At 70.5% G+C, this 13,071-nt stretch carries 21 protein-coding genes; 17 read left to right on the plus strand and 4 right to left on the minus strand.

Annotated elements, in window-relative coordinates; genetic code table 11:
* The first annotated feature begins 44 nt into the window (after positions 1–44).
* The 3 genes from ACWGDX_RS02830 (at position 45) to ACWGDX_RS02840 (ending at position 1,376) form a co-directional block, all read left to right on the plus strand.
* Positions 45–524 carry a hypothetical protein gene (locus ACWGDX_RS02830; protein WP_453621545.1) on the plus strand — a complete coding sequence of 160 codons (480 nt, stop codon included), beginning with the start codon at positions 45–47 and terminating at the stop codon, positions 522–524.
* On the plus strand, positions 521–877 hold the full coding sequence (locus tag ACWGDX_RS02835; protein ID WP_453621547.1) for a hypothetical protein: 357 nt from the start codon (positions 521–523) through the stop codon (positions 875–877). Before ACWGDX_RS02830 ends, ACWGDX_RS02835 begins: the two co-directional genes overlap by 4 nt.
* 67 nt (positions 878–944) lie before the next feature.
* On the plus strand, positions 945–1,376 hold the full coding sequence (locus tag ACWGDX_RS02840; protein WP_453621549.1) for a hypothetical protein: 432 nt from the start codon (positions 945–947) through the stop codon (positions 1,374–1,376).
* Between the two features lie 366 nt (positions 1,377–1,742).
* On the opposite strand, the gene ACWGDX_RS02845 is transcribed toward ACWGDX_RS02840, so the two are convergent.
* Entirely contained in the window at positions 1,743–3,131 is a 1,389-nt protein-coding gene (locus tag ACWGDX_RS02845) for a cystathionine beta-synthase (RefSeq protein ID WP_453621551.1), read from the minus strand.
* A 187-nt stretch (positions 3,132–3,318) separates the two neighbouring features.
* Between ACWGDX_RS02845 and ACWGDX_RS02850 the strand changes: the two genes are divergently transcribed.
* The 3 genes from ACWGDX_RS02850 to ACWGDX_RS02860 all read left to right on the plus strand — a co-directional run bounded on the left by ACWGDX_RS02850 (position 3,319) and on the right by ACWGDX_RS02860 (position 7,101).
* Positions 3,319–4,317, plus strand: coding sequence for an SGNH/GDSL hydrolase family protein (locus ACWGDX_RS02850; RefSeq protein WP_453621838.1), 999 nt, complete (start codon positions 3,319–3,321; stop codon positions 4,315–4,317).
* Positions 4,318–4,593: 276 nt separating this feature from the next.
* Positions 4,594–5,814: an acetyl-CoA C-acetyltransferase gene (locus ACWGDX_RS02855; RefSeq protein WP_453621553.1), complete on the plus strand. Its 1,221-nt coding sequence runs from the start codon at positions 4,594–4,596 to the stop codon at positions 5,812–5,814.
* A 315-nt stretch (positions 5,815–6,129) separates the two neighbouring features.
* Entirely contained in the window at positions 6,130–7,101 is a 972-nt protein-coding gene (locus ACWGDX_RS02860) for a hypothetical protein (RefSeq protein WP_453621840.1), read from the plus strand.
* A 29-nt stretch (positions 7,102–7,130) separates the two neighbouring features.
* On the opposite strand, the gene ACWGDX_RS02865 is transcribed toward ACWGDX_RS02860, so the two are convergent.
* The 3 genes from ACWGDX_RS02865 to ACWGDX_RS02875 form a co-directional block, all read right to left on the minus strand.
* A complete protein-coding gene (locus ACWGDX_RS02865) occupies positions 7,131–7,451 on the minus strand; it encodes a hypothetical protein (RefSeq protein WP_453621555.1) in 321 nt (106 codons plus the stop codon).
* Between the two features lie 206 nt (positions 7,452–7,657).
* Positions 7,658–8,539 (minus strand): Bax inhibitor-1/YccA family protein, encoded by an 882-nt coding sequence (locus ACWGDX_RS02870; RefSeq protein WP_453621557.1) that lies wholly within the window; start codon positions 8,537–8,539, stop codon positions 7,658–7,660.
* Positions 8,540–8,877: 338 nt separating this feature from the next.
* Complete coding sequence (locus ACWGDX_RS02875) at positions 8,878–9,270, minus strand: hypothetical protein (protein WP_453621559.1); 393 nt, start codon at positions 9,268–9,270, stop codon at positions 8,878–8,880.
* A gap of 181 nt (positions 9,271–9,451) precedes the next feature.
* Between ACWGDX_RS02875 and ACWGDX_RS02880 the strand changes: the two genes are divergently transcribed.
* The 11 genes from ACWGDX_RS02880 to ACWGDX_RS02930 all read left to right on the plus strand — a co-directional run bounded on the left by ACWGDX_RS02880 (position 9,452) and on the right by ACWGDX_RS02930 (position 13,066).
* Complete coding sequence (locus ACWGDX_RS02880; protein ID WP_453621561.1) at positions 9,452–9,682, plus strand: helix-turn-helix domain-containing protein; 231 nt, start codon at positions 9,452–9,454, stop codon at positions 9,680–9,682.
* Positions 9,679–9,936 carry a hypothetical protein gene (locus ACWGDX_RS02885; protein WP_453621563.1) on the plus strand — a complete coding sequence of 86 codons (258 nt, stop codon included), beginning with the start codon at positions 9,679–9,681 and terminating at the stop codon, positions 9,934–9,936. The genes ACWGDX_RS02880 and ACWGDX_RS02885 overlap by 4 nt, the downstream gene beginning before the upstream one ends.
* 86 nt (positions 9,937–10,022) lie before the next feature.
* Positions 10,023–10,415 carry a hypothetical protein gene (locus ACWGDX_RS02890; protein WP_453621565.1) on the plus strand — a complete coding sequence of 131 codons (393 nt, stop codon included), beginning with the start codon at positions 10,023–10,025 and terminating at the stop codon, positions 10,413–10,415.
* Entirely contained in the window at positions 10,412–11,053 is a 642-nt protein-coding gene (locus ACWGDX_RS02895) for a hypothetical protein (protein WP_453621567.1), read from the plus strand. Before ACWGDX_RS02890 ends, ACWGDX_RS02895 begins: the two co-directional genes overlap by 4 nt.
* Positions 11,050–11,607, plus strand: coding sequence for a hypothetical protein (locus ACWGDX_RS02900; protein WP_453621569.1), 558 nt, complete (start codon positions 11,050–11,052; stop codon positions 11,605–11,607). Before ACWGDX_RS02895 ends, ACWGDX_RS02900 begins: the two co-directional genes overlap by 4 nt.
* The gene (locus ACWGDX_RS02905) at positions 11,604–11,741 is read left to right on the plus strand and encodes a hypothetical protein (protein ID WP_453621571.1); all 138 of its coding nucleotides are present in this window, start codon (positions 11,604–11,606) and stop codon (positions 11,739–11,741) included. Before ACWGDX_RS02900 ends, ACWGDX_RS02905 begins: the two co-directional genes overlap by 4 nt.
* A 3-nt stretch (positions 11,742–11,744) precedes the next feature.
* Entirely contained in the window at positions 11,745–11,897 is a 153-nt protein-coding gene (locus tag ACWGDX_RS02910; RefSeq protein WP_453621573.1) for a hypothetical protein, read from the plus strand.
* Positions 11,894–12,121 (plus strand): helix-turn-helix domain-containing protein, encoded by a 228-nt coding sequence (locus ACWGDX_RS02915; protein WP_453621575.1) that lies wholly within the window; start codon positions 11,894–11,896, stop codon positions 12,119–12,121. The genes ACWGDX_RS02910 and ACWGDX_RS02915 overlap by 4 nt, the downstream gene beginning before the upstream one ends.
* Positions 12,122–12,208: 87 nt before the next feature.
* Positions 12,209–12,466, plus strand: coding sequence for a hypothetical protein (locus tag ACWGDX_RS02920; RefSeq protein WP_453621577.1), 258 nt, complete (start codon positions 12,209–12,211; stop codon positions 12,464–12,466).
* 40 nt (positions 12,467–12,506) lie between these two features.
* Positions 12,507–12,728 (plus strand): hypothetical protein, encoded by a 222-nt coding sequence (locus tag ACWGDX_RS02925; protein ID WP_453621579.1) that lies wholly within the window; start codon positions 12,507–12,509, stop codon positions 12,726–12,728.
* A complete protein-coding gene (locus ACWGDX_RS02930; RefSeq protein WP_453621581.1) occupies positions 12,725–13,066 on the plus strand; it encodes a hypothetical protein in 342 nt (113 codons plus the stop codon). The genes ACWGDX_RS02925 and ACWGDX_RS02930 overlap by 4 nt, the downstream gene beginning before the upstream one ends.
* Positions 13,067–13,071: the final 5 nt, after the last annotated feature.

Below are 13,071 nucleotides of genomic sequence, written 5' to 3' on the forward strand. Positions count from 1 at the left end.
ACGGGCGATGGCGAGCGAAGGAGTTTCGAAGTACTTTCAAAGTCATGGCTTCCGACAACGCTGCCGTCAACTTCTCCGAACTGGTGAACAAGAACAAGCAGACACTTGCCCGGCTGAAGGAGTCACCACGGCTGCTCCTGCACCGTCGGGACGGGGAGGATCTGGTCCTCACCACAGCCGCACGGGCCGAACAGGACCGGACCGTGGTGTCGGCCGCCACCCGCATGCTCGCCGCGATGACACGACGCGAACCCGGCAGTGTGGAGCTCCTGCTCGACATACTGCCGGACGCCTTCCCCTGGGTCAGATTCCTGCCCGACCCGGATGTGCACGCCTTCGCGGTCGAACTGGTCGACACCATGCGCGCGGCCGACTCCGTGTCCAACAACGCCTCCGTGGCCCAGATGCTCATCGCCTGGCAGCACACCGCGGAGGCGTACTCCGACCCCGAACTGCTGAGCGCGCTCACCAGGGACCACGACGCGGACTACGGCCCCGCCCCCGCCCCGGTGGACGCCCCATGAGCACGGGTCGCGGAGACAGAGCAGCGCCTCCCGCGCCGGAGGGCCAGTGGGAGGTCCGCTTCGCCGACGGGGCCTCGGCCAAGGGGTGGGAGTCCCTCGCCCAGCAGGCTCGCGGGAACACCTACCGCGCCTGGGTCACCCTGCGCACAGACCCCACTCCGCGCGAGGAGACAGCACGGCACCACCGGCTGAAGGGCACTCTTGCTCACGGGACCCATCGTGGCCGGACCTGCGAGCAATGGCAGATCGAGGTGACCGGGGGCGGCCGCGTCTGGTATCTCGCGGACACCGCCCGCTTCACCTGCTGGATCACCTTCGCGGGCATAGGACACCCCCGCGCCACGGATCACTGACGCGGCGGACGCCAAGAGGGGGGCTAGCCCCACTGCCCGGGTGCGCGGTGGTTCGTACCGTAGCGGTATGGATAGCCGCGACCCCGAGCTGAAACCCGAGCTCACGAAGGAACTCCACGCCACCCTCCAGGCACGCCACGAGCTGGGGGCGGATTACGAGCCCGCGCTCGTCGAGTCGTTCCTGGAGAAGATCGAGCAGCGTCTGGACGGTACGGTCGAGCGCCGTGTCCGGCGTGAGCTGGCCGAGCGGCAGATGGCGGCCGCCCGGGGCTCCCGTACGGCCGGCCCCGTGGAGGGATTCGGCGAACGCTTCGGGTTCGGCGTCGTCTCGCTGATCCTGGCGATCCCGCTGTCCGCCATCGCCGCGGTGAACGCGGACTTCAAGGGCCTGGTCGTCTGCTGGCTGGGCATCGTCGGGGTCAATGTGGTCCATGCCTCGCGCGGTCGGCCCCGGATGCCCGGAAAGCGCCACCGGCCGTCGTCCGACTGGGAGGACTGAGCGGCGGAAGCCGGAAGCCGGAAGCCGCCGAGCCGGCACGGTCGGCGCAAGCCGGTCGGTGCGGGAAAGCGGCGGCGGGAACGCGCGAAAGATAGTCGAAAGATAGTCGCGGGGACCGCCGCACCCCCGTTACCGGGGGGCGGGACGACGGCGGTCCCCGCGAGGGACACGGTCCGGGTCAGGGCCGGGGTTCGTGTCCTTGGCGTCCATGGAGGTCCGGGAGCCGCTCCGGAGGTCCTTGACGCCGACAACCACTACTGTGCAGGACGCGTGTTAAGCGGGTGCTGCGTGGACGTGTCGCGCTCGTACCACTTTCGCGGATACGCGCCATCGCCCATTGAACCGCTCGCTACACAACCGTCGAGATCAGGCCTTCGACAGATACGCCAGCAGATCCTGCCTGCTCACCACCCCTGTCGGCTTCCCCTCGACCAGCACGATCGCCGCGTCGGCGCCGTCGGAACCGCTCAGCGCGGTCATCAGATCGGCCACCGGCTCGCCCGAGCCGACCTGCGGCAGCGGGGACGACATATGTTTCTCCAGCGAGTCGCCGAGCGAGGCCCGCTGGGTGAAGAGCGCGTCCAGCAGTTCCCGCTCCACCACGGAGCCGATGACCTCCGCGGCCATCACATCCGGGTGTCCGGCCCCCGGCTTCACGATCGGCATCTGTGAGACGCCGTACTCCCGCAGCACCTCGATCGCGTCGCCGACCGTCTCCTCCGGGTGCATATGGACGAGCGTCGGGATCGCGCCCGCCTTGTGCCGCAGGACATCGCCGACGGTCACCGCGCCGCCGCCCTGCTCCAGGAAGCCGTAGTCGTTCATCCACTCGTCGTTGAAGATCTTGCTGAGATAGCCGCGCCCGCTGTCCGGCAGCAGGACGACCACGACATCGTCGGGGCCGAGCCCCTCGGCGACCTTCAGCGCGGCCACGACCGCCATCCCGCAGGAGCCGCCGACGAGCAGGCCCTCCTCCTTGGCCAGCCGCCGGGTCATCCGGAAGGAGTCCTTGTCGGACACGGCGACGATCTCGTCCGTCACCGTACGGTCGTACGCGGTCGGCCAGAAGTCCTCACCGACGCCCTCGACCAGATACGGCCGCCCGGAACCGCCGGAGTAGACCGACCCCTCCGGGTCGGCGCCCACGATCCGCACACGCCCGCCGCTGACCTCCTTGAGATAGCGGCCGGTGCCCGTGATGGTGCCGCCCGTACCGACGCCGGCGACGAAGTGGGTGATCCGCCCGTCGGTCTGCTCCCACAGTTCGGGACCGGTGGTCTCGTAGTGCGAGCGCGGGTTGTTGGGGTTGCTGTACTGGTCCGGCTTCCAGGCGCCCGGCGTCTCACGCACCAGCCGGTCGGAGACGTTGTAGTACGAGTCGGGGTGCTCGGGGTCGACCGCCGTCGGGCAGACGACGACCTCGGCGCCGTACGCGCGCAGCACATTGATCTTGTCCGTGGAGACCTTGTCCGGGCAGACGAAGACACACTTGTAGCCCTTCCGCTGGGCCACGATGGCGAGACCGACGCCGGTGTTGCCGCTCGTCGGCTCGACGATCGTGCCGCCGGGAAGCAGCTCACCGCTCTCCTCGGCCGCCTCGATCATGCGCAGGGCGATCCGGTCCTTGACCGAACCGCCGGGGTTGAAGTATTCGACCTTCGCCAGGACTGTCGCCTGGATTCCCGCCGTCACGCTGTGCAGCTTCAGCAGGGGGGTATTGCCAACCAGACTGATCATCGAGTCGTGGAATTGCACCGTTGTCTCCGGGGTCTCCGTGATGGTCCGGCCAGGGTATGCGTACGCGCGCGAGATTGGGCGACGGTCCTTACGGGGCAGTTAGCTGGTGTACGTACCCATACTCGTGCGTACGGTCGGCTCAGACGTACGGCTGGCTCATACGTACGGCCAGAGGGAGGTGGCTCGGACTGTGTCGAGGGCGAGGGTGGCACGGCGGATCGCCGCGGGCGCGGCCTATGGCGGCGGGAGCATCGGCCTGCTGGGGGCGGCCGGCGTCGGAGTGGTGCTGGCGGAACTGCAACTGGCGAAGCGGTCGGTGGGCGGCGGTGCGGCCCCCGTTCCGCCGAGCGGTGACGGCTGGTACGGACTGGCGTACGGACACACCGAGCCGCCGCTGCGGATGGGCATGCTCGGAGACTCCACGGCGGCGGGCCAGGGCGTACGGCGGGCGGGGCAGACCCCTGGGGCGCTGCTGGCCTCGGGGCTCGCGGCGGTCGCGGAGCGGCCCGTGGAGCTGCGGAACGTGGCTCTGCCCGGTGCCCAGTCGGACGATCTGGACCGCCAGGTGACCCAGCTTCTCGCGGACCCGGCGCGGGTCCCGGACGTCTGCGTGATCATCGTCGGCGCGAACGATGTGACGCACCGGATGCCGGCCACCCGTTCGGTGCGGTATCTGGCGGCGGCGGTGCGGCGGCTGCGCACGGCCGGGGCGGAGGTGGTCGTGGGGACCTGTCCGGACCTCGGCACCATCGAGCCGGTGTACCAGCCGCTGCGGTGGCTGGCGCGCCGGGTGAGCCGCCAGCTCGCCGCGGCGCAGACGATCGTGGCGGTCGAGCAGGGCGGCCGTACGGTCTCGCTGGGCGATCTGCTGGGCCCGGAGTTCGCCGCGAATCCGCGGGAGCTGTTCGGCCCGGACAACTACCACCCCTCGGCGGAGGGCTACGCGACCGCGGCGATGGCGGTCCTGCCCACACTCTGCGCGGTGCTGGACCTCTGGCCGGAGACGGACCAGCTGGACGCGTCCCGCGACGAGGACATGCTCCCGGTGGCGAAGGCGGCCTCGGCGGCGGCGTCCCGGGCGGGCACGGAGGTCACCGCGGCCCGCGCCCCCTGGGCCCTGCTGAAACACCGCCGGCGCCGCAGTCTCCCGCCCCAGACGGAAGCGGCCCCGCCGGAACCGAGCCAGGTGCCCCGGGAGGTATGACACCGGGAGGTATGACACGAAGGTGTGACGCGGAAGGCGGCGCCCGGACGTATGGCACCCGGACATACGACACGTCGAGCCGCCCAGGGCCCCTGCCGGACTTCCCGGCCCGGCGCCCCGCGCCCGCCCCGCATCCACCCCCCGCCCACTCGCCCGTTCACTCGCTGAGCAAGCGCTTGGAAAAGAGGTCCTCATCACACGACCGGCCGGGTGCCCCCCGGCGCTACGTACCGGTAACTTCCACGTCAGCCCTGCCTTCTGCCTCCTGGAGCCGTGATGCCCGAAGCCGTGATCGTCTCTGCCGCCCGTTCCCCCATCGGCCGGGCCTTCAAGGGGTCGCTCAAGGAAGTGCGGCCCGACGACCTGACGGCCACGATCATCGGGGCCGCGCTCGCCAAGATCCCCGAGCTGGACCCCCGCGACATCGACGACCTGATGCTCGGCTGCGGGCTGCCCGGCGGCGAGCAGGGGCACAATCTGGGCCGGATCGTCGCCGTCCAGCTCGGTATGGACCACTTGCCCGGCTGCACCATCACCCGCTACTGCTCCTCGTCCCTCCAGACCTCCCGGATGGCGCTGCACGCCATCAGGGCCGGCGAGGGAGACGTCTTCATCTCGGCCGGCGTCGAGATGGTCTCGCGCCAGGTCAACGGCTCCTCGGACGGGATGCCCGGCACCCACAACCCGCTCTTCTCCGACGCCGAGGCCCGTACGGCCTCCGTCGCGCGGAGCGAGGGCGCGGAGTGGCACGACCCGCGCGAGGACGGCCTCGTCCCCGACGCGTACATCGCGATGGGGCAGACCGCCGAGAACCTGGCCCGGTTCAAGGGCATCACCCGGCAGGAGATGGACGAGTTCGGCGTACGGTCGCAGAACCTCGCCGAGGAAGCCCTCAAGAACGGCTTCTGGGAGCGCGAGATCACGCCCGTGACGGTCCCGGACGGCACGGTCGTGACGAAGGACGACGGACCGCGCGCCGGGGTCACCCTGGAAGGGGTGCGGGGCCTCAAGCCCGTCTTCCGCCCCGACGGTCTGGTCACGGCGGGCAACTGCTGTCCGCTCAACGACGGCGCCGCCGCGCTCGTGATCATGTCCGACACCAAGGCGCGCGAGCTGGGACTGACCCCGCTGGCCCGGATCGTCTCCACCGGGGTCACCGCGCTCTCGCCGGAGATCATGGGATACGGCCCGGTCGAGGCGTCCCGGCAGGCGCTCTCGCGCGCCGGGCTGACCATCGGCGACATCGATCTGGTCGAGATCAACGAGGCCTTCGCGGCCCAGGTGATCCCGTCCTACCAGGACCTGGACATCCCGCTGGAGAAGCTGAACGTCAACGGCGGCGCGATCGCCGTCGGCCACCCCTTCGGCATGACCGGCGCCCGGATCACCGGCACACTGATCAACAGCCTCCAGTTCCACGACAAGCAGTTCGGCCTGGAGACCATGTGCGTCGGCGGCGGCCAGGGCATGGCCATGGTGATCGAGCGGCTGAGCTGAGCCCGCCCCCGCGCGAATCGCGTCCGCGCGCGAAGTGTCCGAAATGCGGAGACTCGTCGCGCAGCGTAGCCACACCGTCCGGAATCGTATGGATAAACCCCACCGATCCCCAGTCGTGACTGAATCTCCCCCAGGATGTGACCTAGCCCAGGGGGAGATTCGTTTGTCCAGGTCAGGGCGTCGATGAGAGTAAACCTAAGGCCCAAAGACCTGTCCATTTCGTGACGTAATGCACTGACGGTTGGATCCCACCCGGGACAAGCTGAGGTAGGAAGTCGGGGGTACCGATCGGAACGGGAGTAGTCAGTGAGCGCCATGTCTCTTGCCCTGCTGCTGACCACAGCCGCCTCCACAGCCGTGGGCATCGCCGCCCTGCACGCCGCTCACGGACTGCGCAGGCAGGTCAGCGCCCTGCGGGTCGAACTGGCCGCGGTGAATCCGGGGGGTCTCACCGCCGCCGTACCGCAGGCCAGAAGCGCGGCCCAGGCCGACTGCCCCGACGCCATACGCAACGCCGTCGCCGAGGCGCTCGCCGAGGAGCGCGAGCGCGAGCTGGCCGAGGCGCGCGCCTTCTGGGCCGCCCAGGAGGCCAGGGACGCGGCCGACACCCCGTCGCTGCTCGGCGGACTCGCGGGCCTCGGCGCCGAGGACGGACCGTTCTACATCCCGCGCCAGGTGGACTTCGCCGGTCTTGAGTCCCTGGATCTCGACGCGGCCGAGGCCCTCGACAGCTTCGCCGACTACCCGGACCTCAGCGAGGTCAGTGAGGTCAGCGGAGTCGGTGAGGTGAGTGGAGCGGGCGGCGGCGCCGGCATCGGCGAGACCGGCGATTTCACGGAGGACTCGCCGGAACTGGCCGCGGCCCGCCGCCGGCATCCCTCGCACCCGGACTTCGTACCGTTCCAGACGCCCGTCGTCACCGACCACGAGCGCACGATCACCCGGCTCGAAGAGCTGGCCGAGACCCGTACGGCGCTCGCCGATGTACGGCCGGGGCCGCTGGGCACGCTCGACGTGTATGTCTTCGCCGACGGCACGACGCTCTGCATGACCCCGGGCCACCGGGAGACCGCCGAACGGCTCGCGGCGGCACTGCGCGCGGGCGACGCCCCGTTCCTGCTGGGCGGGTCCGGTGTCTCCGGCGCGTACACCCTGACGTTCTCGTACGGAGGCGACGGAAGCGAAGACGGCGACGGCGACGCCACCGGCCCCGGGGGCTCCGCCGCCGACGGGGAGGCCGCCGAGCACGTCTATATCCTCGCGGACCGCGTCATCGCCTCGCTGTAGCCGTCGACGGCCCCGCCGTGGCCTCACCCTCACAGGGCCGCGCGGCCGACCGCCCGCTCGACCGACCTCACGGCCTCGTCCAGCTCCTTCACGGACGGGGTCGTTCTCAATGCCTCGGCCAGATCCGCGGCCGCGACCGTGAGCTGGTCCGCCACGACGAAGACACCGGCGTCCGGCATGGTCCGCGGCTCCTCGCCGGGCGCTTCGAGCCGCTGGGCCCGTACGGACAGTTCCCTGGCCAGAGCGAGTGCCTCGGCCGCCGCTCCGCGCTGGAGCCGGCTCCGGGGAGCGGCCCGCAGGCGGTCGGCGAATCGGTCCACGGTGGCCGTCAGCGGCGTTGTGTCGAGCACCCCGCCGACCCTACGCGCCCCGGCGGGGCCGCCGTCAACGGCCACAGGAACCACACGGCCGGGGGAACCGCACACCATACGACCGGTGCACGACAGCGGCACACCACGACAGCGGCACACAACGGAGAAGGGGCCCGCGGGCACCAGGCCCGCGGACCCCTCCGGGTCAGCTCTGTGTCACCGTGCCGGACGGTGACCGCCACGCGTCAGTCGTTGCCTTGGAGGATCGACAGCAGCCGCAGCATCTCCAGGTAGATCCACACCAGGGTCAGCGTGAGGCCGAAGGCCGCGAGCCAGGACTCCTCGCGCGGAGCGCCGTACGCGACGCCGTCCTCGACCTGCTTGAAGTCCAGCGCCAGGAAGCACGCGCCGAGGACGACCCCGACGATGCCGAAGATGATGCCCAGCCCGCCGCTGCGGAAGCCGAGGCCGTCACCGCCGCCGAAGACACTGAAGAGCAGGTTGGCGACCATCAGGAGCACGAAGCCCATGGCCGCTGCCATCACGAAGCCGTAGAAGCGGCGGGTGACGCGGATCCAGCGCATCTTGTACGCGAACAGCACACCGGCGAAGACCGCCATCGTGCCCATGACCGCCTGGACCACCACGCCCGGCGCGATGTACGTGCTCACCGCGCTGCTGATGACACCGAGGAAGACACCCTCGAAGGCGGCGTACGCGAGGATCAGCGCCGGGGTCGGCCGGCGCTTGAAGGACTGGATCAGCGACAGGACGACCGCCACCAGCGCGGCACCGATCGCGATGCCGTACGACTTGCCGATGTTGGCCTCGTCGACCGGCAGCAGGACCCACGAGAGAACCGCCGTGAGGATGACCGTGCCCAGCGTCATCGCGGTGCGGGTCACGACGTCGTCGATCGTCATGACGTCGGTGCGCGCGGGCGCCTGCGGTCCCGCGCCGTGTCCCGCGCCCTGCTGGGGCGCGTACGGGTTGGTCGCGTAGGGGTTGGTCGCGTACGGGTTGGTTCCTACAGCGGGGCCCCCGGCCTGCGGCGCCGCGTTGAAGCCCGCGTGGCCGTTGTCGCGGCTGAAGCCCCGTCGCGAGAAGACCGGGTTACTGCTCCTCATCTCACTCCTCCATGGCCACCCTGCGTGGCCTTGCCACAAGAGTAATAGGGACGCAAAGCGTCTGCCCTAGTGCTGGGGGAGGATCTTTCCAGGATCGTGACACCACACGCGTGCCGCGTGTCACACCGGCGACCGTCGGAAGGTCGGAAATGTGCCCGGAACCGGACTTGAACCCGATCCGCCGGGTGCTCTGACCTGCTGAAACGCTGTCACCAGCAGTTCCGTGACCCGCTCTTGCCCGTCCGTTCCCGTCTAGACCCGCCCTGTCACGCGTCCGTGTTCCCGTGGGAACACCGCTGGTCACACGGCCGTACAGCCTGACCAAGCAGATGGCTGAATCACTGCCCGCCCGACATCAGGTCGTCCAGACGATCACCCAAACGGCGCAGCACCTGCACCTGCACCCGCCGCGGCAGGCCGTCAAGGATTGTCATGATCGCTTCGACTCGTGGATCTATGGATGGCTCGGGCGCCGGCTGGTCCCCTTGACCGGTATCACCGAGGGGTGTCGCCTCACCGCCGGCCACTACCGCATCGATGCTGCCCGGCGCCCACTTGAGCGCTCGCTCGATGCGGCGCAGCGTCAGCTCTGCACCAGCAGTACTGCCTCTCCGGACCCCGCGCAGCGTCTCGTACGAGATGCCAGCGACATTCGCGACGTCCTTCCAGGCCAGCCCGAGCTCTAGACGCCTGGCGTTCATTGCACCGTCGAGCCGCGACAGCTCTGACATGGACGCCCTCCGTCTACCGACTGTCGGTTCAGCGCCCTGTAGCCCAGGCCGCTCGGAACGCAGATTAGCGCAGGTCGGCACACAGGACAGTGCCTTCCTGCGGTCAAGACACCCCTTCCAGACACACAAAACGGCACAGACTTGTTGCCACTTGCGTCAATCTGTGGCTAGGCTGCGCAACATGGCACAGAGAAACGCAGGACCACTGCGCAGCCAGCGGATTCGGCTGGGGCTGACCCTGGAGGATCTCGCAGCCCAGTGCGCCTCCCGAGGAGTGACGGTCCACCACTCCCACCTGAGCCGGATCGAACGCGGGGTGTACATCCCGCGTCCCCGGCTGCGAGCGGTATTGGCCGGGATCCTCGACGTCGACAGCGACGACTTCGAGGCACGCGCTGAGGTCACACGGTGATCGCCGAGAACTACTCGCTGGACGAGGCCGCGCAGCTCCTGCGTTGTTTCCCGCGCTACTTGAAGGACAACCTCGACAAGCTGCCGCACCAGAAGATCGGCGCGGCCGTGGTTTTCGACGCCTCCGAGCTGGAGGCCATCAAGGAGATGCACCGAGTGCGCCCCGCTGAGCAGCCGGAGACGGCGCCGACGGCCACGTCCGTGCTCACGCTCGCCGGAATCAAGCCCTCTCAGGGCCGACGAAAGACCGGCTGACCAACTCCCGCGCGCAGGGGCTGCTCCGACTTGCCGGTCCCGAGCAGCCCCGCGCCGGCCCTCATCCACCAGAGAGACGAGGAACCGTGATCCCGAAGACTATCTACCAGGTGGGCCGTAGGTCCCCCCGGCCGTACCTGGCTCCTCTGGCCGCGACGCAGCCGGACGCGCTCCGCCGTGCGGGTGCCGCTGCGGCACAGGCCGTCGCCGCCGTACAGCCCGTCGCCCTCCCGTACTGCACCTCGCAGATCCGCCGGGCTGGCGGGTACGCCGCCACGATCCAGTACAGCCAGTGCCAGGACGCCATCATCGCGTTCGCCCAGGCGTTCGCCGCCGAGGTGACCGTGACGCCGATCGAGTCCCGTCCGGACTGGTCCGCCGTCGACGCCCACGCCCACATCGGCGGTGTGCCGGTGCACGCCTGGACCGAGATCCCCACCCCCACCGCCGACACCGAGACGATCGGGGCCGGCCGATGAGTGTGGTCCTGGACACCTATCTCGGCTGGGAGCGGCTGACGCACCGTCCCACGTGCAAGCGCCCGGCATGGACGGTCGACGTCCGTATAAACGACAGCGAGTACCGGTCCCTGCATGGCGGCCCGTCGCACTCGTGTCCGAACGAGGACTGCGGGCACGCCAACAGCTACGAGGCGACCACGGTACGGATCGTGTGCACCTCGTGCGGCGTGGCCGAGACGATCACCGGCGAGAGGGCCGGGCGCAGCAGCACCAGCACGCGGCACATCGGGTACGGCCTCCAGCCCCGCCGTCTCGCCGGCGTGTACCTCTACCCGGGCGAGCCGTTCCTTGACTTCGGCCGCCTGAACACCACGGAGCCGTTCGACTTCGTCGTCACCGCCGAGCGGGTGGAGCGGGTGGAGGAGCGGCATGTGGTCGGGCAGATCCAGCAGGGCCGGGGCAAGCGGGGCGCCGTGACGTGGAGCGCGGGCGCGGTGCCGTCCCGCGACGGCCGGTACGGCTACGGCCGGTACGGCCACATCCGCTGGACCCACGCCGTGGACGGGCTGCGGACCGTCGCCGCCGCCGCCAAGTGGATCGCCGCCCAGCAGTCGACGGTCAGCGCGCCGACCCACGACGCGGGGGTCAGCCGGTGACCGACACCATCGCCCGGGTTGAGCTGACGGACGGCGTGGTCGAGCTGACGGAGTGGGAGCTCAGCACGCTGGAGCCGGACTTCTACGGCATGACCTACATGCAGATCTCCGGCTGGCTGCCCTCCGGCCATGACACCGCGTCGATCGCCCGCGGTACCAACCTGATGGTCCACGCGGAGTTGCCCGGCCGGTGCGCTCACGCCCACAACGTGAACGTGCAGATCTCGGTCCGGCGGTACGGACACGACCGCTCCCGCATGCAGATCCAGTGGCGCAGCGCATACGACCCCGGCCGTGATGCCGACAGCGCGGCACCCGAGGCCCGAGGGGAGAAGACCACCTCCACCGCGTCTGTCGCGACGGAGACTGCGGTCACTCCCGCACCCGACACCGACCTGACCGCGTTCCTCGCGGAGTCCATCGCCCAGTTCCAGATGACCGCGATGACCGTCGGTCTGCGAGACCCCCAGATCCGCCGGTACCTCGCCGAACACCTGGCCGCTGCGCTGGGCGCCCGCCCCGCCCCGGCCGCCGACCCCGGGGAGGACACGTGATCGCGGTCGCCGTCCTCGGTTTCTTCCTGCTCGCGGTCTTCATCGCGGTGGGTCTCAACGACGCCGCGTCGTGGGACAGGGACAGCGGCCTGGCCCGCCGTCTCCTGCGCGCCGCACGCATCCGGAGGCACTGACCGATGGTTCTCTCCGCCCCGGTGGCGCTGCTCGCCCTGCTCGTCCTGGCCGCGGCCGGGATGGCGGCCGTGTGGATCGCCGCCGTCGTAACCGCACATCTGTTCCAGGTCGTGTGGTGGCTGGCCGTACGCGCCGTACGGGCCGTGCGCCCATGACGGCCCCGCTCCCGCCGCCCTACGCCACCACCCACCAGGGGATCGACCTCGTCGCGGTCGACCGCCTCCTGGCGGGCGGACCCCGGCCGGACATGTCCGAGCAGGAACTCCGGTACGCCGCCGGGCTGCTCGCGGACCAGGGGGTCTCCACCAAAGAGACCGCACGCCGGGTCGGGGTCGCGGAGCGGACCATCACCCGCTGGCGCGCAGACGCCAGAAAGTAGCCCCGCCCCCTACCGCCGGGCCGGCGGGATGACACCCGCTCTCCCGCCCGCCCGGCCACCAACCCGCCCCATTTCCAAGGGAGATGAATGGTTACCGGTCCCGCGCACTACACCCGCGCCGAGCAGTTGCTCCGTGAGGTTGGCGACGGCCACCAGGAAGGCACCGACGTGGCCGCCATCCTCGCCGCCGCGCAGGTCCACGCGACGCTCGCTCTCACCGCCGCCACCGCCATGCAGGCGCCCGTGGACGGCTCCGAGCCCGGCATGGGCTCGCCCGAGTACGCGGCCTGGTACCAGGCCGCCGGCGTGAAGCCGGTCGACCACGCCACCGCCGAGGGCGTATGAGCAGGCGGCCCGTCCCGGACCGGGGTCGGGACGGGCCGTCATGACCCTCCCCGGCCTCTACATCGACATGGGCGAGCACGCCCGTCCGTGGTCGCCCCAGCGCGACTGGTGGCTGCGCCAGCCCTACGCCGAACTCCGCTGTCCGGCCGGGTGCGTCCACCCGGCGGCCGGCGCCGCCGCGGTGATCCGCCTGCTCTCCAGCCTCGACACCCTCCGCCACAACCCGCCGGCCCCGCCCGGCAGACAGGACCCCGACCGATGACCGTGCACCGGCTGACCGCCCGCTGGCAGCGCGGCCCCCACGACGAGCCCATGAGGCAGATGTGGGAGCGGTACATCCACCGCGCAGCCCTCACCCCCACACACATGGGTGCGGCCCTGGTCCTCGCCTCCTGGGCCGACTACCCCACCGGCCTCATCCCCGCCACGGCCCCGATCGCCCCCGCCGAGCTGGCCGCACAGACCGGCATCCAGCCCGCCAGGATCGCCATCGCCTACCGCACCCTCGCGACCCGATGCCTCACCGCCGGGCCCGAGCAGATGCCCGTGCGCCTCACGCTGCCTGCCGCAGTCCTCCCCCGCCTCCGCACCACCCGCTGACCAGG

The organism is Streptomyces sp. NPDC055025 (assembly GCF_053608565.1).